17 protein-coding genes and 2 pseudogenes are annotated in these 22,524 nt (G+C 59.4%); 16 read left to right on the top strand and 3 right to left on the bottom strand.

The window, feature by feature from the left end:
• From D3M70_RS05720 to tssI, 3 genes are read right to left on the bottom strand one after another with little or no spacing between them, the layout of a single operon-like run.
• Nucleotides 1-468, bottom strand: a complete 468-nt coding sequence (locus tag D3M70_RS05720) for a DcrB-related protein (RefSeq protein ID WP_120124927.1) — start codon at nucleotides 466-468, stop codon at nucleotides 1-3.
• Nucleotides 469-503: 35 nt separating this feature from the next.
• A complete protein-coding gene (locus D3M70_RS05715; RefSeq protein WP_120124926.1) occupies nucleotides 504-1,088 on the bottom strand; it encodes a hypothetical protein in 585 nt (194 codons plus the stop codon).
• Between the two features lie 10 nt (nucleotides 1,089-1,098).
• Nucleotides 1,099-2,952: a type VI secretion system tip protein TssI/VgrG gene (gene tssI, locus D3M70_RS05710; RefSeq protein ID WP_120124925.1), complete on the bottom strand. Its 1,854-nt coding sequence runs from the start codon at nucleotides 2,950-2,952 to the stop codon at nucleotides 1,099-1,101.
• A 754-nt stretch (nucleotides 2,953-3,706) separates the two neighbouring features.
• Between tssI and D3M70_RS05705 the strand changes: the two genes are divergently transcribed.
• The 16 genes and pseudogenes from D3M70_RS05705 (at nucleotide 3,707) to D3M70_RS05640 (ending at nucleotide 22,511) form a co-directional block, all read left to right on the top strand.
• Nucleotides 3,707-5,059, top strand: coding sequence for a DUF6861 domain-containing protein (locus D3M70_RS05705; RefSeq protein WP_120124924.1), 1,353 nt, complete (start codon nucleotides 3,707-3,709; stop codon nucleotides 5,057-5,059).
• Nucleotides 5,056-5,343, top strand: coding sequence for a hypothetical protein (locus D3M70_RS05700; protein ID WP_120124923.1), 288 nt, complete (start codon nucleotides 5,056-5,058; stop codon nucleotides 5,341-5,343). The genes D3M70_RS05705 and D3M70_RS05700 overlap by 4 nt, the downstream gene beginning before the upstream one ends.
• Before the next feature lie 341 nt (nucleotides 5,344-5,684).
• A complete protein-coding gene (locus D3M70_RS05695; RefSeq protein ID WP_120124922.1) occupies nucleotides 5,685-6,086 on the top strand; it encodes a hypothetical protein in 402 nt (133 codons plus the stop codon).
• A 22-nt stretch (nucleotides 6,087-6,108) separates the two neighbouring features.
• Complete coding sequence (locus tag D3M70_RS34045) at nucleotides 6,109-6,378, top strand: hypothetical protein (RefSeq protein ID WP_375232923.1); 270 nt, start codon at nucleotides 6,109-6,111, stop codon at nucleotides 6,376-6,378.
• A gap of 433 nt (nucleotides 6,379-6,811) precedes the next feature.
• Entirely contained in the window at nucleotides 6,812-7,561 is a 750-nt protein-coding gene (locus D3M70_RS05690) for a hypothetical protein (RefSeq protein WP_120124921.1), read from the top strand.
• A gap of 69 nt (nucleotides 7,562-7,630) precedes the next feature.
• Entirely contained in the window at nucleotides 7,631-8,164 is a 534-nt protein-coding gene (gene tssB, locus D3M70_RS05685) for a type VI secretion system contractile sheath small subunit (protein WP_093458283.1), read from the top strand.
• 14 nt (nucleotides 8,165-8,178) lie between these two features.
• Nucleotides 8,179-9,681, top strand: a complete 1,503-nt coding sequence (gene tssC / locus D3M70_RS05680) for a type VI secretion system contractile sheath large subunit (protein WP_120124920.1) — start codon at nucleotides 8,179-8,181, stop codon at nucleotides 9,679-9,681.
• Nucleotides 9,682-9,707: 26 nt separating this feature from the next.
• Nucleotides 9,708-10,190, top strand: a complete 483-nt coding sequence (tssE, locus tag D3M70_RS05675; RefSeq protein WP_120124919.1) for a type VI secretion system baseplate subunit TssE — start codon at nucleotides 9,708-9,710, stop codon at nucleotides 10,188-10,190.
• Nucleotides 10,190-10,473, top strand: a pseudogene (locus tag D3M70_RS32700) (type VI secretion system baseplate subunit TssF); the annotation flags it as partial. The gene tssE and the pseudogene D3M70_RS32700, both read left to right, overlap by 1 nt.
• 1 nt (nucleotide 10,474) lies before the next feature.
• Nucleotides 10,475-11,978: pseudogene (gene tssF / locus D3M70_RS05670) on the top strand (type VI secretion system baseplate subunit TssF); the annotation flags it as partial.
• On the top strand, nucleotides 11,942-13,012 hold the full coding sequence (tssG, locus tag D3M70_RS05665; RefSeq protein WP_120124918.1) for a type VI secretion system baseplate subunit TssG: 1,071 nt from the start codon (nucleotides 11,942-11,944) through the stop codon (nucleotides 13,010-13,012). The pseudogene tssF and the gene tssG, both read left to right, overlap by 37 nt.
• A complete protein-coding gene (gene tssH, locus D3M70_RS05660; RefSeq protein ID WP_120124917.1) occupies nucleotides 13,009-15,606 on the top strand; it encodes a type VI secretion system ATPase TssH in 2,598 nt (865 codons plus the stop codon). The genes tssG and tssH overlap by 4 nt, the downstream gene beginning before the upstream one ends.
• Before the next feature lie 23 nt (nucleotides 15,607-15,629).
• Nucleotides 15,630-16,388 (top strand): type VI secretion system lipoprotein TssJ, encoded by a 759-nt coding sequence (gene tssJ, locus D3M70_RS05655; protein ID WP_120124916.1) that lies wholly within the window; start codon nucleotides 15,630-15,632, stop codon nucleotides 16,386-16,388.
• The gene (tssK, locus tag D3M70_RS05650) at nucleotides 16,381-17,724 is read left to right on the top strand and encodes a type VI secretion system baseplate subunit TssK (protein WP_120124915.1); all 1,344 of its coding nucleotides are present in this window, start codon (nucleotides 16,381-16,383) and stop codon (nucleotides 17,722-17,724) included. The genes tssJ and tssK overlap by 8 nt, the downstream gene beginning before the upstream one ends.
• Complete coding sequence (locus tag D3M70_RS05645; protein ID WP_120124914.1) at nucleotides 17,721-18,536, top strand: DotU family type IV/VI secretion system protein; 816 nt, start codon at nucleotides 17,721-17,723, stop codon at nucleotides 18,534-18,536. Before tssK ends, D3M70_RS05645 begins: the two co-directional genes overlap by 4 nt.
• Before the next feature lie 30 nt (nucleotides 18,537-18,566).
• Entirely contained in the window at nucleotides 18,567-22,511 is a 3,945-nt protein-coding gene (locus tag D3M70_RS05640; RefSeq protein ID WP_120124913.1) for a type VI secretion protein IcmF/TssM N-terminal domain-containing protein, read from the top strand.
• Nucleotides 22,512-22,524: the final 13 nt, after the last annotated feature.

The following is a 22,524-nucleotide window of genomic DNA, read 5'->3' as shown; positions in this document are numbered from 1 at the left end:
TTACTCCTGTGCGCTGGAGTCGGTGGACGCTTGCCCTGTTTGACGCGGCTGGAAGCTTGCCAGCAAGTCAGCCCAGTCGCGGTTCTGCTCTTGGCTGAAATCGGCCTGTGCGGTAGTGGAAAAAATCAGGGCGCGGCCTGGCTCGATCAGGAAGGCGGCCTGACGCTGATAAAAAGGGCGTCCTTCGTTCACGTAATAAGCGTCGATCTGGAACCCTTCAATTGCAGCGCCGGACGACAGCGATACTCCTTTTTTCCCGAGCACTGTGTACCCGCGAAGCTTGGAGGCCAGCATTTTCACTTGTCGATCAACGTAGGCTTTGAGCTCCTCCGACGGCAGCAGGGTGTCTCTGGATACCGTGATGCTCAGCGGTGACGGAATGCTCGCTCCCAGAACAAACATGTTGACTGTGCGGTCCTGAAATCCCTTTGGCAGTGCGATGCTGCCTTCCTGCAACTCATAGTCCATGTGAACTCAATTCCTGAAATCAAAAAAGGCGCTGCTCAATTGGCTGCCATGCCTGAAAGCATATTGTCGAAGTCAATCAGCCAAAGACTGAGGCCCGGTCTGGCCGGGTCGATCACGCAAGAGATACTGACCCACTGGGAAGCCTGTTTCCCGACAACGGGAACGATGCCGCCTACCAGGCGGCCATGACGCTCGGCATGTCCGATGTTGAAGTGAAAGTCGACTGCCTGCGCAGCGCTGCCCGCCAATGTGCAACTGCGTTTTCGGATAATCCGCAGCTCCGGATAAAGCTTGCAGAGGGTCTGCATTGCCTCATCGACGAGGCCCTCAACCGTCGCGCCTTCGTGTACGTCACGACGCTTGATGTTCAGTACGACGGGTTCACCTTCGTGTTCGATAGTCGTCTGGATATCCCGGAAACTGAAGCCTTCAGGAAAAAGCAGTTCAAACCCGCCAAAGCTGAAGCTGCTTGGAGTATCTCGCAGAGGAGTGACAGGTTCCGGCTCAGGCTCGACGGTCACAGGAGGCGCATTGGCTGCCTCCTCCGCTTGCTGGCGGGCGAACGCTTCTGCCGCTTCACGTATTTCTGAAATGCGGTCGTAAAAACTGGTTCTGGTCATCGTGACTACCTTAATCGTTGACGCGAACTTGAGAGCCAGTGATCTGGGTCGTGCCGGAACTGACAGTGGAAATGGACTTGCCCCTGATCTCAATCCCGTCAGGCGTGAGGGTGATGCTGCTGTCCCCTACCTGAAGAATGATGTGTTCCTTGGCACTGACCTGGATGAACTGGTTGTCGACCTGAATCGTCAACGAGCCCTCCTGAACGTTCATGACCGTGTCTTTCTTGATGGTTTCGGTGTGCGTGCCGCCGACGGAGATGGTCCGGTTCGCGCCGACGTGGTGGGTCTCGTCGACCTCGATCTCGGTGTCCATGTTGCGCTCGGCGTGCATGATGATCTGCTCGGCGCCGGACTTGTCTTCGAAGCGGAAGAAGTTCGCGGTGCCGCCGTCGCCCTTCATCGAACGCGTCAGAAACCCGCTCTGCGTCTTGTTTGCCGGCAGCGACCATGGCGGGGTGTTCTGGCTGTTGTAGAGGCTGCCCATGATCAGCGGGCGGTCGGGGTTGCCGTCGAGGAAGACGACGACGACTTCATCGCCGACCCGCGGGATCTGAATGCTGCCGAAGCCGCCACTGGCGCCGGACTGGGCGACGCGGACCCAGCAGGAACTGTGGTCGTTGTATTGGCCGTTGCGGTCCCAGTGGAACTGGATTTTCACGCGGCCCAGTTCGTCGGTGAAGATTTCTTCGCCGGGCGGGCCAACGATTATGGCGGTCTGCGGGCCGGAGATGGTCGGGCGCGGGGTGCTGAGCTGCGGGCGGAAGACGATCTTTTTGCGCACGCAGGAGAAGGTGTTGTAGTAGCTCGCCGGGTGGCCGTTGAGGTAGTTGTTGTGGCCTTCGCTTTCGACGCTCATCAACAGGAACTGGCGGTCTTCGGCATTACCCTGATCGTGGTCGTAGTGCTGCAGCAGTTCGAAGGTATAGCCGGGTTTCATGGCCCGGCAGTTGCTCGCGCCTTCGAAGCTCTTGCCTTTGAGTTCCAGGGCTTCGATCCGCAGGCGCAGCAGCGCCTCGCCTTCGTCGTAGGTGCCGTGGGTGTACTGGCCGGGGAAGTCGTAAATCTCGAAACTCTCGACGTCGCCCTGTTTGTTCAGGCTGTTCATCGAGACTGGCAGGCGGTTATGCGGCTGACGGTAGTCGAAGGTCTGCACGGCGATTTTGCCGGACTGCAATTTGCGGTTGCCGCTCCACTGGGTGATGGAGTCGGCGGTCTCGGTGACGGACGCGGTGTGGAAGCGGATCTGCGGTTGGTCGGGCAATGGCATCAGCGAGCTGGAGTCGTCGCAGATGATCATGGTGTGGCCTTCGGCGGTGTGCTCGAAGTAGTAAAACATGCCCTCTTCTTCCAGCAGCCGCTGGACGAAGTTGAAGTCGGTTTCCCGGTACTGGGTGATGTAGGTGTAGCGCTTCTGCGGCCGGGAAAGGCGGAACTCGTGGCGGGAGAACGCCGGGCACAGCGCGAACACCTGGGTGACGACCTCTTGAACGGTATTGCCCTGGAAGATCCGCGTATCGAAGCGGTTCTTCAGCATCGAGAACCAGGGGTTCAGGGTCGCGGTGTAGCGGGCCATGCCCCCGTCGCTGCCAATGCTGGCAAAGCGTGTGAGGTAACCGGCGAGGTAGCGGGGAGTACCGGTGGCCAGTTCGATTTCGATGGTCACCAACTGGCCCATCATCGACTTGAGTTCCACGCCCGAATCTTCGCACACCAGCAGCAGCTCGAAGCTGTAGGCCTGGGACAGTGCCTCGCGTCCTTTGAAGGATTCGATCAGCAATTGCTGTTCCGGGTTGGCGAGGTTCTTGAATTTGAACAGACGCCGGTTCTGGGGCGAGAGCAACGCGGCAAGGTCCATCGTCATGTGTATCTCCTTGGAGGCAGGGGCAGCACGCTACCGCCCTGCTCAGCAACAACAGGTCACAAGCATATGAAAGGGCTGAAACCCTGGTTGCACCATCGTTGATTGATCGGGCACGCGACAACGCGTACAGGTACAAAATGCGGTAAGCACGGTCCGAACACCTTGTAGGACGCTAACTACAAACCCGACCAGACAAGTGTTCCGACATGAACAATTGCGTGGTGGGCAGTTGGTCATCGATCATTTAGCGGCTCGTGCAAGAGCGTTTCACTTTCATTCGACGATGCGACCGTTACGCAATGCGAAAGTGCCACTAGCGATCAAAAAATGCTGACGCTGTCACAGTCTCAAAAACGTTACAGGTGCTTGAGAGCGGCAAAGGAGACACCTATGGGCCGCATCGTGTCAACCCAACGGCACGTTTTTGAGAAGTGGCACGCAGTGCTCTGGTTCACTGTTTGAAGATTATTTTGAAAATATTCAAGGGTATGTGGCGGGTATGAAGACGCCCGCAAATCAGGGTGTACCGCCGACTTATATGGCCTTGGATAAAAGTTGCTATCTATTTGACATCATTGCTGACTGTAACGCGGATGAGAAAAATGGGATCCATCGCGAAATTTAATCGGCGAGTGGTGGTCTGAAGAGCCACTACATAGTGGCCACTCGCTACTCGCTTCATGACGCAGGACATTTCGACTCCGCTCGCGGGAGCTCCTGCTGGCGCCTTCCACCCAAGGACAGTGATGTGTAAATGGACCTTTTAGCCCACGTCCCCAGTTGGGACGACATCGAACGAAACCTGGACCATAGATTCAGCGAGCTGAACCAGAGCGTCAGCAGCGGCTGGCAAAGTGCGCATGACAACTGGGATGGTTTCACCCGTCGCGTCAGCAATGGCGCCAGTCAGGCCTATGGCGCCATGGGCGGACACCGGATCGATAACGTCCGGCAAGCGATGGCGTTGTCCTACCCGATCATGCAAATGGACCTTTCACGCAAGTGGGCGTCGATCAACATCGGGGATATTTTGCCGGTGTTGCTCAAGCTGGTGCAGGAAGTGGTGCTGATTCTGGGGGGGAGCGTTGCCGTTGGGGGTGCCATCGGGGGCGCCGTCGGCTCACTCGCGTTTGGCGCCGGCGCGTTACCTGGTGCCATGGCCGGCGGCGGTATTGGTTTGCAGGTCGGCAATCTGATCCTCATGGGCTTGGGCCTGGCCGCCATCGCTGAATATTTCTACGAAGGCCTCCCGGCTTGCCTGTCCACGTTGCAGGAAGGTCTTGCCACTGCATGGACCGCTGAAGACGGCGTGAAGCCTGCGGGGCTTGATCCGTCAGGCGGTTCGGCGGCGCTGATTCAGGAACGCACCGAACGCGCCGCACGCCAACTGGCGCACGGACAGGAGCAGTTGGTGCTTTTGCTGCTGACAGCCATCGTGACGTATCTGACGCGCGGCCAGATGAAGGCTGGCGTGATGAACAGCATGGAGAGCATTGCGACGCGTAGTGCCAAGCTTCAGGCGCAGATATCGAACAAGGAATTTGCGAGCTGGCTGGCGAAGAATCAGAGTAAGATTCTCGCGGAGCCGGAGTTGCAGATTAAGGATGTGACGCCGCTGCGAACCCGAGATTCGCTGGCTGACCCGGTTCCGCAGGCGACAACGAAACCGCTGCCTAGGCCTGAGCAGGAAGTCCAGCCCCTCAATCCAGGTAAAAGCGTACGCCCTGATCAGTACGATGGAGTAAAAGCTGCATCTTCGTATTTAAAGGAGCAAGGGGTGCCACGAGCATTTAGAAAGCAGGTGCTAGAGTCTTTTGAAATCGAGACTATAAACGTTCGACCTGCGACAGAGACAGAATTTGGTTTGAGATATTTCGACGGTGTGAACGCACAGGCGAAAGGGCGCTATCTGTTTGAAACATTCCCCGCGACGCGAGAAAGCTTGGCAGTGAAAACAGAATGGAATCAGATGACCCATTTAGCTCAGTTTAAAGTTTCGCCCGGCGCTACGCTTATAGAAGGACGCGCATCATCCCAGGGAGTCGGACTGTCCGGCGGACAAATTCAAAAATACATTTTAAATTTATCGGATCTAACAACACCATGAGCCGCCAAAACATAGCCAGACGAAAAATCGAACAAGCCATCCGTGCTATTGACGAGGCCCTACATCAGCCCTCAATAGAAATATTGAGCGTCACGAGCGTCAATCAGCTAGAGCATTTTAAAGAGCGTTTGTTAGAAGCGTTAGCGAAAATAATGGAAGACAATGTGCCGGATCGTGAGTATCGCGAACTCGGCATCGCGAAATTAATTACAGACCAATGGCCTTACAGCCTCGCCCTCGGCGCGACTCTTGTTGAGGCGGAGCAAGCTTATAAAGCAATATGAATACAGAGTCACCGGCATTCTGAACAACGGGCAGATTTTGAATCCTGAACGAACGACAGGGAGCACATGCGACGTTCTTATTGTGAGCGACGCAGTTTTTTTGGGGGGAGGCGCCGAGCGCGCCTCCAAGCGCGGACGATTATGCTCGGCCCGGCAGCGGCATCACGGAACGAACGTGCGACGCAATGCAAGATGTGGTTCCAAAAGCTATGGGCGCGAGTGAAACAGATCGACAGCATAGGACATGGAGAGTGAACACAACAGGTCTTCAGATTTCAGCACTTAGATTAAATAACCAGGTCAGGGAAACTCCACTAAAACACCAACAAGGAATGTCAATAATGGCCCAGCCCCTCCTGAACCTGCTCCTCCTTACATCAGCAGCTACCCTCTTCTGCACCACACCCACCTATGCCAAGGACAGCGAACAAGCGCTGCGCAGCGTCATTGCCGAACAACAAAAACAACTCCCCATCATGCTTGACCCGATGACCCGCATCGACAACATCAGCTACGCCAATCACAACGTGATGTACACCATTTCGCTTTATAACTATGAAAATCGCCCTGGTGTGCGGGTGTACTACGAGAGCTACCTGACGCAGCAGATCCAGAAGGCGCTGTGCAGCCAGACGGCCTATCTGCTCTTGCTTGAGCTCGGGAACACGATCACCTACAGCTACTCCAGCACCCAGGCCGAGCCTATTACCGAAATCACCTTCGGCCCGGAGACCTGTCGCTAAGCTTCACCGATGACCGCCCACGATGGATGGGTACCGGGAACAGCTATCTCAGGACATGGCAGAGGCACGTCATCGCATCATGCGGCTATTCGGCGGGATGGGGTCTATCAGCGACGTCGTCCTTTACCGCGAAGGGCACCTGCTGACAACCGAAACGACGAACTTCATCAATTGCTGTCGTCACTCTACGACGCATCTTCGACATCGCCACTGCACACAATTATGTGACGGACTGCACAGTCCACCACACTGCGTTGCCATCATTGATGTCCTATCAATTTCTCAAGTTTGATCCTTAGTTCAGTTGTGGCTGTAACGTTTGTGGTGAACCGGTTCACCTTTTTCAGCTTTCATTTTGCGCAAATTTAGGATCCAAAAAATCGCTACAGCCCTTTATTTATAAGGCTTTCAGCCAAAAAAGACCCTGAAAGCGGGCTCGTTGGTGGCACCAAGACATCATTGCGATGTGTATCAAAAACGAGAAAAACTTAGGGCTTGTGGGAACTTTCCTACACGAAAAATTGCCTGAGCTGACACTGCTGGCTAGTCGATATCTATTTGCTAGCACTTCACTTTCACCTACTTTTCGGGGCGAGATTTCGCGGTGCTGTTTAGCCGGGATCGAACTTCTCGGGCAGGTGTGCCAGTCGAGAAATGTGTAGCCCTTCCCATTGCCCCGTTGTTGTTCGGGATGTTGTAGAGAAGGGTTCAAGGACGATGTACCGATGACTCAGACGTTTGATGTAGAAGCACTGATCAAGCTGCGAAGCCAGACGCGGGCCATCTCGGATGTGCTCAAGGCGCAAGCCTCCGATTATCTGGCGACCCTTGCGTTGCTGATCCGTCCGCAGACGCTGTTTGGCGAGTATCTGCAAGGCGCGCAACGCAGCAGTGGCCGGGAAACGCAGCACCACTTCAAAGAACTCAAAGCGCTGTACGACAGGATTGGTTCGGCGTCACCGTTCCAGTTGGTCAATGAAATGGAAGTACCGCTGAACCTGATCAGTACCACGCCCGAACTGTTCGCGCTGGAGTACGACAAGGTGTTGGCGCAGAGCGGCCAGACGATCCGCATCACCAGCCCGACGCGCTGGGTGGTGGGGTTCAATTCGTTCGATCTTGCGCAGTTCCGCAAGGTCATCAAGGATCCGAATCGCAGCAGCGCCGAGCTTTATCGCTTCGTCGTCCACTACCTGGTCCTGTTCTATTGCGTGAGCAAATCGCCAGGACTGGGCCGCCTGTTCGACGGCCTGCGGTTTCCCGTGAGCTTCGAACGGCTCAAGGACTTCGGCGACCTGCCCTTCTGCGTGATCAGCTCGCCGGTGCGCTCAGCGCTACCGGATGACTCGGTGATCCGCAGCAGCACCCAGATCGCCGGCAACGCCAGCTTCGAAGAACTGGTGGGCCACGACAGCATCATGGAAATGAACGATGAAATCCGTCAGCGCTTGCTGGCGACGATCGAAGGACTGTAACGCGCTCGGCTCAACGTCGAGCCGACCCGCAAAACGACTTGCAGCGACTTGCTCGCACAGGAGAACACGATGGCGAAGAAGGAAAGTACCCAGCACAAACTCGACCGCGTGCGCGCCCCTCGAGTTCACATCACCTACGACGTGGACATTGGCGATGCTCAGGAAAAGAAAGAGCTGCCCTTTGTCGTCGGCGTGCTGGGCGATTTCTCCGGCAATCCGCTGGAGCCTTTGCCAAAGCTCAAGGATCGCAAGTTCATCTTCATCGACCGTGACAACTTCAACGGTGTGCTCAAAGGCATCAAGCCACGTCTGGCCTATCGGGTCGACAACACGCTGGCGAAAAACGGTACGCAACTGGGTGTCGAGCTCAACTTCAACACCCTGGAAGACTTCGAGCCGCAGAACGTGGTCAAGCAGGTCGAGCCGCTGCGCAAGCTGCTGGAAGTGCGTAACAAGCTGGCGGATCTGCGCAACAAGATGGGCGGCAACGACAAGCTCGAAGAGCTGCTGATGGACGTGTTGCAGAACACTGAAAAGCTGAAAACGCTGGGCAAGGAATTCGGTCGCGAAGCCGCCGTACCAGCCACCGATGCCAAAGAGTAAGCAGGAGCACGACGATGAACGATAAACAAACCGTGGCTCAGCAAGACAGCGATCTGGTCGAAGTCGAGCAATTCGCGCCGCAGTCCTCGCTGCTCGACAGCATCATTTCCGAAAGCCGTGTGGCCCGCTCCGAAACCGAACGGACCCGCACCCGCGACCTGATCGGCGAACTGGTCGGTCAGGTGCTGGAAGGCGAAATGACGCCCAGCAAGGACCTGATCGCCGTGCTGGATGCGCGCATCGCCGAAATCGATTCGATGCTTTCCGAGCAAATGAACGAGATCATGCACGCTCGTGAGTTCCAGCAACTGGAAGCGTCCTGGCGCGGCCTGAAGTATCAGGTGGACCAGACCGAAACCAGCACCACGCTGAAGATTCATCTGCTCAACGCGTCGAAAAAGGATCTGGTGCGCGACCTCAAGGCGTCCTCCGAATTCGACCAGAGCGCGCTGTTCAAGAAGATCTACGAAGAAGAGTACGGCACCTTCGGTGGCGCACCTTTCGGCATGCTGCTGGGCGATTACGAATTCAATCGCAACCCGGAAGACATGTACCTGCTCGAAGAGATTTCCCACGTCGCCGCAGCGGCCCACGCCCCGTTCATTTCGGCGGCATCGCCTGAGCTGTTCGGCTGGGACTCGTTCACCGACATGTCCGGACCGCGTGACCTGGCGAAGATCTTCGACACCGTCGAATACGCCAAGTGGAAGTCTTTCCGTAACTCCGAAGACTCCCGCTACGTCGGCCTGACCCTGCCTCACGTTCTGGGTCGCCTGCCGTACGGCCCGGATACCACGCCGGTGGAAGAATTCAACTTCGTCGAAAGCGTCGATGGCCGCGACCACAACAAGTACCTGTGGATGAACGCCGCCTACGCGCTGGGCACTCGCGTCACCGATGCGTTCTCGCGCTACGGCTGGTGTGTGGCCATTCGTGGTGTCGAAGGCGGCGGTCTGGTCGAGGGTCTGCCGACCCATACCTTCAAGACCGATGACGGCGAAATCGCCCTCAAGTGCCCGACCGAAATCGCCATCACCGACCGTCGAGAAAAAGAACTCTCCGACCTGGGGTTCATTCCGCTGGTGCATTGCAAAGGCACTGACTACGCGGCGTTCTTCGGCACTCAGTCGACCCAGAAGCAGAAGCAGTACAACACCGACATCGCCAATGCCAATGCAAGGCTATCGGCGCAGCTGCAGTACATCTTCGCCACCTCGCGCATCGCCCACTACATGAAAGCGATCATGCGCGACAAGGTCGGCAGTTTCGCCTCGCGCAAAGACGTCGAGCTGTTCCTCAACAAGTGGCTGTCCAGCTACGTGCTGCTCGACGACACCGCCAGCCAGGAAGCCAAAGCCAAGTTCCCGCTGCGCGAAGCCCGTGCCGAGGTCTTCGAAGTGCCGGGCAAGCCTGGCGTGTACAAGGCCGTGACCTACCTGCGTCCGCACTATCAGCTCGATGAACTGACCGCGTCCTTGCGACTGGTTGCCGAGTTGCCGCAGTCCACACGCGGCTAACCGGAATCGATGCCAGGGAGGCAGCCATGAGTAGCCAACACAAGCTGTTGCCATCACTGCTGGACCGGTTGCTGGACGACCGTCCGCACCAGTCCAGCGAAGCGTCTTCGCAACGCTTGTGTTCGCTGGCCGACTACAAGGCCAGCATCGTTCGCGACCTGGAAGTGCTGGTGAACACTCGCCAGTCTCTGGTCGCTGGCGAGCTTGAAGGTTTCGCCGAGTTGAACGGCACGATCCTCGATTACGGCATGCCTGACTTCACCAGCAAGAGCGTGCTCGACCCGCAGGACCGCCTGCTGATTCAGCGGCAACTGGAGAAAGCGATTTCGGTCGGCGACCGGCGCTTTCGCAGCGTCAAGGTACAACTACTGGCACAACAAACCGGCCAACGCATGCTGACTTTCCGCGTGGACGCCGTACTGCGCCTGCAAGACATTTCGCGTCAGGTTTCCTTTGATGCGGTGCTGCAGGTCAACACCCAGGAATACAAAGTACAGAACCTCAACTGATGCTCGACGACCTGCTCCCCTACTACGAAAAGGAACTGTCGCACCTGCGCTTTTTGGGCCAGGAGTTCGCGAGCCAGTATCCGAAGATCGCGTCGCGGTTGCTCATCGAGGGCGATAACTGCGAAGACCCGCACACCGAGCGCTTGATCGAAGCGTTTTCGTTCCTGTCGGCTCGTGTGCACAAGAAACTCGACGATGAGTTTCCGGAGATCGTCGAGTCGTTCCTCGAAGTCCTGTATCCGCACTATCTGCGCCCTACTCCCTCGATGTCGATCGTGGAATTNCACCGAGATCCGCGCTAATCCGGTGGACGGCGTCACGTGCAAATTCCGCACATGCTATCCGGTGGAACTGTGGAAGATCGCGGTGCAGCAGGCGTCTTTCGTCGAACTGGAGCGTTCGGCGTTCAACGGCCACAGCGCTGACCTGGTCGCGCGCCTGCGCATCGGCCTGGTCGCGACCGGCGAAGCCTCGTTCGGTCAGATGGAGGTCGAGAGTCTGCGCTTTTTCCTCGACGGCGAAAGCACGCTGATGCTGCAGCTTTACGAATTGCTGTTCAACAATTTGGCCAAAGCCACGCTGAGCTTCGAGGATGAGGATGAGGGGCGCACCCGTGAAGTCACCCTGCCCGCCCATGCGCTGCGCGCGGTCGGCTACGAGCTGGATGAAGGGCTGGTGGATTATTCGGAGCGCTCGTTCCTGGGCTATCGCCTGCTTCACGAATACTTCACCTTCCCCGACAAATTCATGTTCTTCGACCTGTCGGGGTTCAGCCGCATCCTGTCCGGGAAACAACTGGCGAAGGTCGAGATCAATTTCTACTTCTCCGATTACGACCTCAACGACCGGCTGGCACGGCTAACGCAGAACATCGGGCGCAGCAACTTCAAACTCAACTGCACGCCGATCATCAATCTGTTCACCGAGCAGGCCCGTCCCGTCAGCCTGACCCACGCGCAGCACGAATACCCGGTCATCCCGGATGAGCGCGGCGACAGCACGGCCGAGGTCGTGTCCATCGACCGTGTGAGCCGGGTGAAGAAAGTCGCCGGTGTCGATCAGGTCGCGCCCTGCCATCCGTTCTTCGAACCGCGCCCCGATCAAGGAACGGGCAACAGTTTCTGGATCGCTCGCCGCCGCCCGGTGCAGACCCAGCGCACCGAGGGCACGAACATGTTCATCCGGGTCGTGGACCGCGATCTGGAGCTGATCGATTCGGGCCATGATGCCCTGAGCATGCGCCTGACCTGCAGCAACCGCGACGTGCCGGCGATGCTGCCGTTCGGGGGCGAGCGCGGGGATTTCAAGATTCCGGCCGGCTCGGTGATCACCGACATTCGCTGCCTGCGCAAGCCCACCGCATCGGTGCGCGTGCCGCTGGGCAACGGCGTGATCTGGCGTCTGATTTCACACTTGTCGCTGAACCACATGTCGCTGGTTTCCAAAGGCCGCGAAGTGCTGCTCGAACTGCTGTCGCTGTACAACTACCGCAACACGTCAGCGATCCGTAAACAGATCAACGGCATCGTCTCGGTCAGCAGCGAACCGGTGGTCGCGCGCATCGGCCATCCGCGTCCCAATTTCGTACGGGGGGTGGGCATCACCCTCACGCTCGACGAAAGCCAGTTCACCGGCAGCGGCGTGTTTCTGTTCGGCATGGTGCTGGACCATTTCTTTGGCCAGTACTGCACCGTCAACAGCTTTACCCAATTAACCCTTCGCAGCTTGCAGCGCGAAAAGAGAGTGGTCCAATGGCCCCCGCGAACCGGCGATCAACCCCTGGTCTGATCGACCAGGCACGGGCTGAGCCGTACCGATTCGAATTCTTTCAATTGGTGCGATTGCTCCGCCTGCATTACAGCAGGACCGGGCGCATGGACCTGCAGACGCGGCCGCACGAAGATCCGTTGCGCTTCCGCTCGCAGCTGTCGCTCAACTTTCCGGCGAGCGAAGTCAGCGACCTGAAGTTCGAGCACGAAGGCAAAGTGTCGGCGGCGGGTCTGCCGTTGTCGGAAGTGCAGGTCACCTTCATGGGGCTGGTCGGGCCGTCCGGTGTATTGCCGCGTCCGTATACCGAACTGCTGATGGAGCGCCATATCCAGTACCGCGACGACGCTGCGCATGCGTTCCTCGATCTGTTCTCCCATCGCATGACCACGCTGTTCTATGAGGCGTGGCAGAAATACAAGTTCTACATCGAGTACGAGCGCAACGGCAGTTCGAACTTCGATCGTTATCTGTTGAATCTGGTGGGGTTCGGCCCGCAGGCGACGAAGCAGAAATTCGGCAAGGACGGCTCTCCCCTGCGTCGCGAACTGTTCAGCTATTTCTCCGGCCTGTTCACTCAGAAGCCACGCAACACGCTGAACCTGCAGGTCATGCTGAGCTTCTATTTTTCGCTGCCGTTCAAGGTCAGGCCGTTCGCCGGACGCTGGCTGAAACTGGACGCCAGCCAATGCACGCAACTGGGCCGCAAGAACGCCGTGCTCGGCCAGAGCGCCGTCGTGGGCAACCGGGTGTGGGATTACCAATCGTGTGTGCGCATCGAGATCGGCCCGCTGGCGCTGAGTGACTATCGCCGCTTTCAGCCCGGCACCGAGGACTACCAGAAACTGGTGGAGCTGGTTCGTTTCTATCTCGGCGCCCATCTGGATTTCCAGATCGCGCCCACCCTCAAACGCGAAGCGGTGCCGATGGCCCGGCTGGGTCGCCAGGGCAATGTTTCACTGGGCTGGCTGGGCTGGCTCAAGCGCCCGAACGCCGAGGTCGAACCGTCCCGCTGTGCGCTTTTCCACATTTTTTTTGATGGGGTCTCCCTGTGAACCTGAAGTCGTTGTTCGCCAAGCTGAACGAAACCAGTCGTACGGCCACAGAAGCCGCTGCTGCCCTGTGCCTGTCCGAGCAGCATTACGATGTCGAAGTCGAACATCTGCTGTTGCAGCTGCTGGAAGGCAATGACAACGATCTGCCGGCGATCCTGCGTCATTACGAGGTCGTCCCGGAGCGCTTGCAGTCGCAACTGGTGACGGCGCTGGGCACGTTCAAAAAAGGCAACACTCGCACGCCTGCGCTTTCGCCGCACATCACGCGAATGATCGAACAGGCCTGGGTGCTGGCGTCCATCGAGTTCGGGCAAAGCCAGATCCGCACCGGGTATCTGGTGCAGGCATTGCTGGACGACGATCAGTTGCGCCGCGTGATCATCGCTTCGGCGCCGGAGCTGGAAAAGATCAACGCGGACGACCTTCGGGTCAATCTCGCAGCGCTGGTGGAAGGCAGCGCGGAGTCGCGTCTGGCCAGCCCGTTGGAGGCCGGCAACGCCACCGGCAGCCGACCGTTGCAAGGCAACGGCAAGACCCCGGCGCTGGACCAGTACACCATCAACCTGACGCAAAGCGCCCGTGAAGGTCGCATCGATCCAGTGCTGGGTCGCGAGTTCGAAGTGCGCCAGATGGTCGACATCCTCACCCGTCGCCGCCAGAACAATCCGATCCTCACCGGCGAAGCAGGCGTGGGTAAAACCGCCGTTGTCGAAGGGCTGGCGCTGCGCATCATTCAGGGTGACGTGCCGTCGGTGCTCAAGGATGTGGCGATTCACACCCTCGACCTGGGTCTGCTGCAAGCCGGTGCGGGCGTCAAAGGGGAATTCGAGAACCGCCTGAAGTCAGTGATCGAAGAAACCAAGCGCAGCCTGCACCCGATCATTCTGTTCATCGACGAGGCCCACACCTTGATCGGCTCCGGTGGTCAGGCCGGCCAGAACGACGCCGCCAACCTGCTCAAGCCAGCACTGGCCCGCGGCGAACTGCGCACCATCGCGGCGACGACCTGGGCCGAGTACAAGAAGTACTTCGAGAAAGACGCCGCCCTCGCCCGCCGCTTTCAGGTGGTCAAGGTCGAGGAGCCGGACGAAGACAAGGCCATCCATATGCTGCGTGGCCTGCTCGCCAAGATGCAGGATCACCACAAGGTGACCGTGATGGATGAGGCGCTGGTGCAAGCGGTTCGTCTGTCCCACCGCTACATCACCGGTCGCCAGCTTCCGGACAAGGCCGTGAGCGTGCTGGACACCGCCTGTGCGCGCGTTGCCCTGGCCCAGTCATCGCAGCCCGGCCCGCTGGAAGACTGCAAACGCCTCATTGAAAACCTGCAGTCGGAAATCACCGTCTTGCAGCTGGAAACCGCCAAGGGCAGTGATCACGGGCGACGTCTCGCGACGCTGAACGACGAGCTGCAGACCGCGCAACAGACACGCGAACGCCTGGAACAGCAATGGCAGCGTGAACGGGAACTGGTGGAGAAACTTGCGGCACTGACGGCCAACGACCCGCCGCTCGCTCAGGAAATCGCTGCCGTGCGCGCCGAGCTTGCAGCGGTCCAGGGCGAGCAGCCACTGGTTCACGCGCTGGTCGACGGCGGCACCATCGGCGAAGTGATTTCCGGCTGGACCGGCATCCCGCTGGGCAAGATGCTGCGCGACGAAATCGACACCGTGCAGCGCCTGCCTGCCCTGCTGGGCGAGCGCGTGCTGGGTCAGGATCACGCGCTGGCGGAAATCGGCAAACGCATCAAGATCTCCCGGGCGCGCATGGAAGACCCGAACAAACCCATCGGCGTGTTCCTGCTGCTGGGCCCCAGCGGCGTCGGCAAGACCGAAACGGCCCTCGCGCTGGCCGACACCCTGTACGGCGGCGAGCGCAATGTGATCACCATCAACATGTCCGAGTACCAGGAAGCGCACACCGTCTCCAGCCTCAAGGGCTCGCCCCCGGGTTATGTCGGCTATGGCGAAGGCGGCGTGCTGACCGAAGCCGTACGACGCAAACCCTACAGCGTGGTGCTGCTCGACGAAGTCGAAAAAGCCCACCCGGACGTGCTCGAACTGTTCTTCCAGGTATTCGACAAGGGCGTACTGGATGACGGCGAAGGTCGCGAGATCAACTTCCGCAACACGGTGATCATCCTCACGTCCAACACGGGCACCGATCGCATTATGCAGTGGTGCCTGAACGCGGCCGAACGGCCTGCACCGCAGGACATTGTCGAAGGACTGCGCGACGAACTGAATCAGGTATTCAAACCCGCGTTTCTGGGGCGCCTGAGCATCGTGCCGTACTACCCGGTCAAGGACGAGATTCTCGAGCGCATCGTCGGCCTCAAGCTGGCGCGCATCCGCAAGCGTTTCGAGCGCAATCATCAGGCCGTGCTCGGCTACGACGATTCGCTGGTCAAGGCCATCGCGGCGCGCTGCACTGAAGTCGACAGCGGCGCACGCAACATCGACAACATTCTGTCCAAGACCCTCATGCCCGAACTTGCCCAGCATGTTCTGGAGCGTATGGCGCAGGACACCCCCATCGAGCGTCTGGACATCGAGTTGGGTAGCGACGGCGATTTTGCCTATCGCCTGAGTTGAACAAGCATTCATAGGTAGCAGTCATGAACATGCGAATCAAGGAAACGCCCGGCGCCGGTGCGCGCTGGACGAGGGGTCTGGCCGTCGCGGCGATGGCACTGACGCTGGCGGCCTGCGGCATCACGGACCGCGCGAGCAAACGCGTCGATGACACGTGGGCAGGCGACATGCTGTTTGGCGACAAGGAGAAAGTCATCCTGACCGCCGACGGTGGTAACCAGTTGAACCCCGACGAATCGGGCAAACCGCTGTCGGTCGTGATCCGGGTCTATCAGCTGACGGCTCTGGAACGCTTCGCGTCCATCGACGCCGACTCGTTGTGGGATGACCCCAAAGCAGCCCTGGGCAATACGCTGATCGACAGCCAGGAAATCACCCTGCTTCCCGGTATGGGCCAGATCGATCAGTGGCCGCTGAACAAGGCCGCCAGTTATGTGGGCATCGCGGCGTTCTTCCGCTCGGAAGAAAAGAGCCGCTGGAAAGTGGCCTTTGATGCCAACTCGTTGCGCAAGGACGGCATCTGGTTTTCCTCCGACGGCCTGCGCGTGCTGGTGGACAACAACCAGGTGCTGGCCGTGCGTGGCAATGACGTGCTGAACAAGCCGCCGACTGAAGCCCAACTGGCCAGAACCAACACCATGCCTCAAGACCCGGCCAACCCGACGCTCACGCAGAAAGTGCAGGACGGGCTGGTGCAGAAAGCCCAGGACACCGCAGTCAATTCTGCGCAGAAGACCGCTCAGTCAAAATTCGATTCACTATTGGAAGGCGTTCATGAGTAAGCAGAGCCGCGTGATGTGGTCCGAAGGGATGTTCCTTTTGCCACAGCATTTCCAATATCAGGATGAGTTTCACCAGCATCAACTGGCCGAGTCGACACTGCGCAGCACGCCGTTTCACTGGGGCGTGCAGGCCCTGCAGATCGATGAAGAAGCCTTGTCCAACGGTTCGTTGCAGCTCAAACGGCTCAAACTGGTGTTCCCCGATGGCACGCTGTTCGACGCGCCGCATCACGATCCGCTGCCTGCGGCCCGCGATCTGCGTGAGCTGCTAAAGGGCGATGACTTCAAGGTCTACGCCGCATTGAAGCTGCCTGAGCCGTTCGGTCTGAACTATGTCGAGGACGGTCAGGAACAGAAAAGCGCCCGACGCTTCCGCAAGCAATTCGACACCCTGCCGGACCTCAACGAAGGCGACCTGGAAAACGAAATCACCAGCCTGCGCCTGAACGTGGTGATGCTGGTCGACGGCGACAATCTGGACGGTTACAGCTACTGCCCTGTCGCTCGACTGTCGCGCAACAACATCGGCGGTTTCAACCTCGACAGCCATTTCGTGCACCCGACCCTGCACCTTGGGACCCACGAAACCCTGATCAGCCTGGGCAAGCGTCTGCTGGGCGCGTTGCAGTCCAAGAGCAAGGCCTTGTATGGACGCCGCCGTGAACGCGCGGACCAGATCGCCGAGTTCGGCTCCAGCGACGTGACCCTGTTCTGGTTGCTGAACACGGTCAACCGCGCCTACCCCACCCTTGCGCACCTGCTGTCGCACCCGCGTCTGCACCCGGAGCGTCTGTACCTGTTTCTTGCGGAACTGGCCGGTGGTCTGCTGACGTTCTCGCTGGACACCGAACTCAACCACATTCCCGAATACGATCATCATGACCCTGCCGCGTCGCTGGTCAGGCTCGACGAAATGATTCGGGTATTGCTCGATAACGTGATCCCGAACCAGTGCATCGTCATCGCCCTGACCCAGACCAAGCTCTCTTACTGGCAGGGTCAGTTGCACGACCCGCGCCTGGCCGAAGCCGATTTCTACGTGTCCGTGCATGCCGACATGCCGGGATCGAGCCTGTTGGAACTGGTGCCGCGCGCGGTCAAGGTCGGCTCGCCCGAAGACATCGAAGTGGTGGTCAACAGCGCCATGCCGGGCGTGACCCTCAATCATGCCACCCGACTGCCCAATGCCATTCCGGTGCGTCTGGACAACCACTACTTCGCGATCGAACCCCATGGCCGGGTGTACGAACGGATGATGAGCGCGCAGGCGATTTCGTTTTACGCGCCCAGCGCTTTCAAAAACCTCAAGCTTGAGCTGATGGCGGTACTCAAATGACCGAAGCCGTAATGCAAGGGGCGGTGGCCGCCACCCAGACCAGACCGACACTCAAAATGCTGGCGCAGGATTTCATCAGCATGGCGCTGATCGTGCGCCGAGGGCGTCAAGTCACCTCCATCGCCGACTTCGAAAAGAACGTCGAGCACTTCTTTACCGAACTGGAACGCAAGGCGCGCAGCGCCGGCTACAGCGTCGATCAGGTCAAGGACACCCAATACGCCCTCTGCGCGTTCATGGATGAAAGCGTCCTGCGCGCCGACGAGGTCGCGTTGCCCGCGCAGGGCACACTGCCGGCTGCGGACAAAAGCGCTGAGTCCACGCCCACAATCGAGCTCTCGGGCGACAAGATTAAGGGGGAGCAAGCGCCCTCCCTGCGTCAGCACTTCGAGCTGTCGCCGCTGCAGTTCCGCTATTTCGGCGTGCATCTGGCGGGTCAGGGCTTCTTCGACAAGATCGACGCGTTGCGCAGCGACGTGAAGAGCAACCTGGATGTCCTGGAGGTGTATCACCTCTGCCTGGCGTTGGGTTTTGAAGGCAAGTTCGGGGTGCACAAGGGTGACGAACTGCGCTACCTGGCCAACACGCTGGGGCAGGACATCGCTCGCTACCGCAAGCCGCCCAAAGCGTTGTCACCTGACTGGGCGCTGCCGGATCAAGTGTCGCAGATGCTTCGCTATGAAGTCCCGATCTGGCTTTATCTGGCGGTGATCGCACTGGTCTGCGCAGGCGTCTACCTGACGCTGGACTGGTTGCTGGGCAAGGACGTCGCCGTACTGTCCGAACACATCAGCCAACTGTTCAGCGCCTGAGCAATGGTCAGGTAAGCGAGTCAGGAAGACATGAAATCACTACTGCGTATTCTCAAAAGCTTCTGGTTTATCGTTCCCGCGTCTTGCGCGGCGAGCGTATTGGTCTATCTGACGATAGCCGTTCAACGACGCTATTCGATGGACGACATCAGCGTCGGTGTATCGATCATCGGCGCGGTTTTTCTGGCGATCATCGTCGGGCGCTTGATCGCACGCGTTCATAGAGAGCGTTCGCTGGGGAGCATGATCCAGCTCGAAGCGGGACGCTCGGTGGGCAAGGGCGACCACGACGACCCAAAGGTACTCAGCGAGCGCCTCAGTCATGCGATGAAAGCAGTGCGCACCGAACGCTCGTCGGGGGGTGGCGGCTATGCGGCGCTGTCGGATCTGCCGTGGTATCTGGTGATCGGAGAGTCGGCGGCGGGCAAGACCTCGCTGCTCACCCGCGCAGAACTCTCTCCCATTGTTGCCAGCAGCCAGAAGAGCGCCGAATCGGGCACACAGCACTGTGACTGGTATTTCAGCCCGCAGGCCGTACTGATCGACACGGCCGGTCGCTACCTGACTGAAGACGACGCGGCACGCTCGTTCTCCGGCTTCCTCACATTGCTGAGAAAAAAGCGCAAGAAGGGTGCGATCAATGGTCTGGTGCTGGTGGTCAGCCTGCCTGACCTGCTGGCCGACAAGGCCGATATCCGGACGGCCAACGCAGCGCGACTGGTCCAGCGGATCGAGGAGTACACCCGCTGCCTGGGCGCCAACCCGCCTATCTACCTGATACTGAGCAAAGCCGATCAGATCCCTGGTTTCGATCTTGCCTTCGAGGCGCTGAGCGCCAATGAGCGTCAGCAATCGCTGGGCCTGACCTTCGGCCTGTCGGAAATTCAGGACCTTGGCCTGCGCCCGGTCCTGGACAACAGATTGCAGCGACTGCAAAACAACCTTCGACATCACGTCGATGCGCGAATGACAGAGCTGGACTGCGACAGCAACAAGGCCCTGATCAATTTCGTGGATCAATTCGGGGATCTGCCCAAATTACTCGAACCGTTTCTGGAGCCCTTCATCAAGCCGGGAAGCGGCGGCAACCCTCTGCTCCTGCGTGGCCTGTATTTCACCAGCGCGCTGCAGACCAACGAGCAAATGCTCAATGTGTTTGAGGAGGAACTCGCCGACCGGTTTTCCCTTCAATCGGCCTTCAACCCCGCGGCAGCGCCGGTCGCGGCAGCGCCGGTCGAGATCAAGGAGAAAAGCAACAGCCGCACGTACTTCATCACCGACACGTTCCACAAAGTCATTTTCCCTGACCGTGACCTGACGCTCTACCGGCCACGGGACGGACGCGGTTCGTTTACCCCGGCCGTGATCGCCACGGCGGTGCTGGCCGGTCTGGCATTCATCGGCTGGCAGGCCCTGGCGTTTCAGAACAACCGCGAGTGGGTGGCGAGCGTGCTGCGCGGGGTCGACACGCTCGGCGATGCGCCTGACCGTGCGCAACGCCTGGCCGCGGGCGAAGGCCTGGAACTGCTTCGCCAAGAGCTTGCCCTGGTTGAAAAACACCGCGCCACAGGCGTGCCGCTGCAACTGAGCGCGGGCCTCTACCGTGGCGAAGAAATCTTTGCCGCCGCGCAGTCGGCCTACCTTCAGCAATTGCGTGCTCAGGCACTCGAACCTGTCGCCCTGAAACTGCAAACGCAACTGAGCGCATTCAACGCGTTCGCCCAATCGATGGACCCGCAGAACGACGTCGCCTCAAACGGCGGCAAGCCGGGCAACACCGCAGGCAAGGGTCAGAAACTGATCGACCGTGGGGTTCAGAACCTGACCGCCAACGCGGGCAAACCGAGCCTCGGCAGCCTGCCCCGCAGTCTCGGCGACGCGGGCACTCGCCTGCAGGGCGCGGCGAAAGGCACCGCGAAAGATGCCGCGAGTCGAACCCGCGAAGGCGCGTTGGCCGGCCTGCGCAATCGCGCCAGCGCCCATGACGCCGCCGAGCTGTCGGCGACCACCGGCGGGCTCTCGCTCTCGGAAGAAATGCTCGGACGACTGGATGAGCAACAGGTGGCATCGATCATTGAGTCGTACAACGCCCTGAAGCTGTACTTGATGCTGACCCAGCCCGAGTCGCATCCAGACCCTGAATTCGTCAGCGCAGCGCTGCTGGTGGCGTGGGCCAGCTCGGCAACTGAAGCGAACCCGGTCAGCGACGAGGTGATTCAGGACAACGCGCCGATCTACGTGCAACTGCTCAAGAACGGTCAGGCCCCTGCCCTGCCCCGCAACGAACAACTGGTGGAAAGCACGCGCAAGAGCCTCAAGTCGTTCATGATTTCAAGCTCGCTGGTGGACCGCGAGTACCTGCGCTTGCAGCTGGAATCCAGCCGTCAGTTTCCGGCCATCGGCCTGAACGATCTGGTGCCGTTGCCTGGCCGCCAACTGCTCTACAGCAGCGAAGCGGTGCCGGCGATTTTCACCCGACAAGGCTGGGAAGGCTTCGTCAAACCCGAGCTGATCAAGCTGGTGTCCGGCAACCTGCGCAACGAGTCCGACTGGGTGCTCGATGGCGAAGGCGGCGACAGCATCGTGCAGAAGGCCAACTTCATGCGTGAGTTCATGGCGCGCTACAAGCGCGACTACACGCAGGCCTGGTACACCCTGCTCAGCGGTGTCGGCGTGCGTCACTTCACCGACATGGCCAATGCCACGCAACAGCTTTCGTTGCTCAGCGACGTGCAGAATTCGCCCGTGAAACTCTTGCTGTCCGGTGTCAACGACAACACCCAGTGGGACGTGCCCGCGCCCAAGGAAGCCGCGCAAACCGGGGCCGAACCGAAGGACGGTTTCTGGGACAAGATCACCGGCCTTCGCGGCGACGCCAACGCGGTTTCCAAAACACTGGTATCGCCACTTCCGGCCGTCGACGATGGCACGCTGGCCAAACGCTTCGAGCCTGTTTCCCGGGTGTTAGCCGCGCAAAACGCCGAAGGTGCCGACAGCACGATCATGGACCGCTACCTGGCCGCACTGCGCAAGCTCAAGGTGCGCATGAACAACATTCAGCGCTCGCAGGATGTCGGCAAGAGCAGCAAGCAGTTGATCAGCGAAACCCTCGAAGGCCAGCCGAGCGAAGTGACCAACGTGCGCAACTACGTTGAAACCACGGTCGATACCAGTCAGGGCGGGTTGTCCGCTTCGTTGCAAAGCCTGTTCAGCCTGCCGATCCAGTTCACCTGGGAAACCCTGCGCGACCCGGCAGGCGAGCAGATCGCCAAGGCCTGGGCCAAGCAGATCGCCAAGCCGTGGGAGCAGGTCATGGCGCATCGTTATCCGATTGCCGCCAGCAGCCGCAACGAGGCGTCGGTCAAAGACCTGCAGCGCTTCGTCGATCCCGAGTCGGGCCTGTTGCCGAACTTCAAACGCAACGAGATCGGCAACCTGTCAGACGGCGAAGGCCTGGGCATGAGCAGTGGCGCCAAGTCGGCTCCGCTGGTCAACCCGAACATGGTCAGCAGCATCGACAAGGCCAGCTCGCTGGGCCAGGTCATCGCCAGCCTGTCGGACAAGGACAATGGCTTCGAAATCATGCTCGAGCCGTCGGCCTACTTCACCGACATCATCTTCACCCTCGACGGTCAGGTGCAGCACTACCGCAACGGCAAGACCAGCTGGAACCGCTTCTCCTGGCCCGGCACCACCACCGCGCCTGGCGCCCGACTGGACGTCGTGACCCTGACCGGCGAGCGCGTCACGGTCTTCGACTATCCGGGCCGCTGGGGACTGTTGCGGATGAACGACAGCGCCCGTGTCGCCGATCTGGACGGCATTCAACAGCGTTTCAGCTGGAACACCGCCGATGGCCTGGTCAGCCTGACCGTGCGCAACTACGGCGGGGTCAAGCTGACCGATCTGGCGAACGTCAAATCGCTGAGCGCGTTGAACACGCCAGTCAGCGTTGCGGACGGGCGTACCAAGTGATCAGCACATGCCT

It is taken from the genome of Pseudomonas sp. LS-2, assembly GCF_003605735.1.
Classification (GTDB): Bacteria; Pseudomonadota; Gammaproteobacteria; order Pseudomonadales; family Pseudomonadaceae; genus Aquipseudomonas.
The sequence above is the reverse complement of the archived record's forward strand: the minus strand, read 5'-3'. Positions and strand labels throughout refer to the sequence as shown.

What these genes read in the sequence shown, in the direction of transcription:
- D3M70_RS05720 (WP_120124927.1), bottom strand. Translation starts at nt 468, where the DNA reads ATGGACTATGAGTTGCAGGAAGGCAGCATCGCACTGCCAAAGGGATTT.
- D3M70_RS05715 (WP_120124926.1), bottom strand. Translation starts at nt 1,088, where the DNA reads ATGACCAGAACCAGTTTTTACGACCGCATTTCAGAAATACGTGAAGCG.
- tssI (WP_120124925.1), bottom strand. Translation starts at nt 2,952, where the DNA reads ATGACGATGGACCTTGCCGCGTTGCTCTCGCCCCAGAACCGGCGTCTG.
- D3M70_RS05705 (WP_120124924.1), top strand. Translation starts at nt 3,707, where the DNA reads ATGGACCTTTTAGCCCACGTCCCCAGTTGGGACGACATCGAACGAAAC.
- D3M70_RS05700 (WP_120124923.1), top strand. Translation starts at nt 5,056, where the DNA reads ATGAGCCGCCAAAACATAGCCAGACGAAAAATCGAACAAGCCATCCGT.
- D3M70_RS05695 (WP_120124922.1), top strand. Translation starts at nt 5,685, where the DNA reads ATGGCCCAGCCCCTCCTGAACCTGCTCCTCCTTACATCAGCAGCTACC.
- D3M70_RS34045 (WP_375232923.1), top strand. Translation starts at nt 6,109, where the DNA reads ATGGATGGGTACCGGGAACAGCTATCTCAGGACATGGCAGAGGCACGT.
- D3M70_RS05690 (WP_120124921.1), top strand. Translation starts at nt 6,812, where the DNA reads ATGACTCAGACGTTTGATGTAGAAGCACTGATCAAGCTGCGAAGCCAG.
- tssB (WP_093458283.1), top strand. Translation starts at nt 7,631, where the DNA reads ATGGCGAAGAAGGAAAGTACCCAGCACAAACTCGACCGCGTGCGCGCC.
- tssC (WP_120124920.1), top strand. Translation starts at nt 8,179, where the DNA reads ATGAACGATAAACAAACCGTGGCTCAGCAAGACAGCGATCTGGTCGAA.
- tssE (WP_120124919.1), top strand. Translation starts at nt 9,708, where the DNA reads ATGAGTAGCCAACACAAGCTGTTGCCATCACTGCTGGACCGGTTGCTG.
- tssG (WP_120124918.1), top strand. Translation starts at nt 11,942, where the DNA reads ATGGCCCCCGCGAACCGGCGATCAACCCCTGGTCTGATCGACCAGGCA.
- tssJ (WP_120124916.1), top strand. Translation starts at nt 15,630, where the DNA reads ATGAACATGCGAATCAAGGAAACGCCCGGCGCCGGTGCGCGCTGGACG.
- tssK (WP_120124915.1), top strand. Translation starts at nt 16,381, where the DNA reads ATGAGTAAGCAGAGCCGCGTGATGTGGTCCGAAGGGATGTTCCTTTTG.
- D3M70_RS05645 (WP_120124914.1), top strand. Translation starts at nt 17,721, where the DNA reads ATGACCGAAGCCGTAATGCAAGGGGCGGTGGCCGCCACCCAGACCAGA.
- D3M70_RS05640 (WP_120124913.1), top strand. Translation starts at nt 18,567, where the DNA reads ATGAAATCACTACTGCGTATTCTCAAAAGCTTCTGGTTTATCGTTCCC.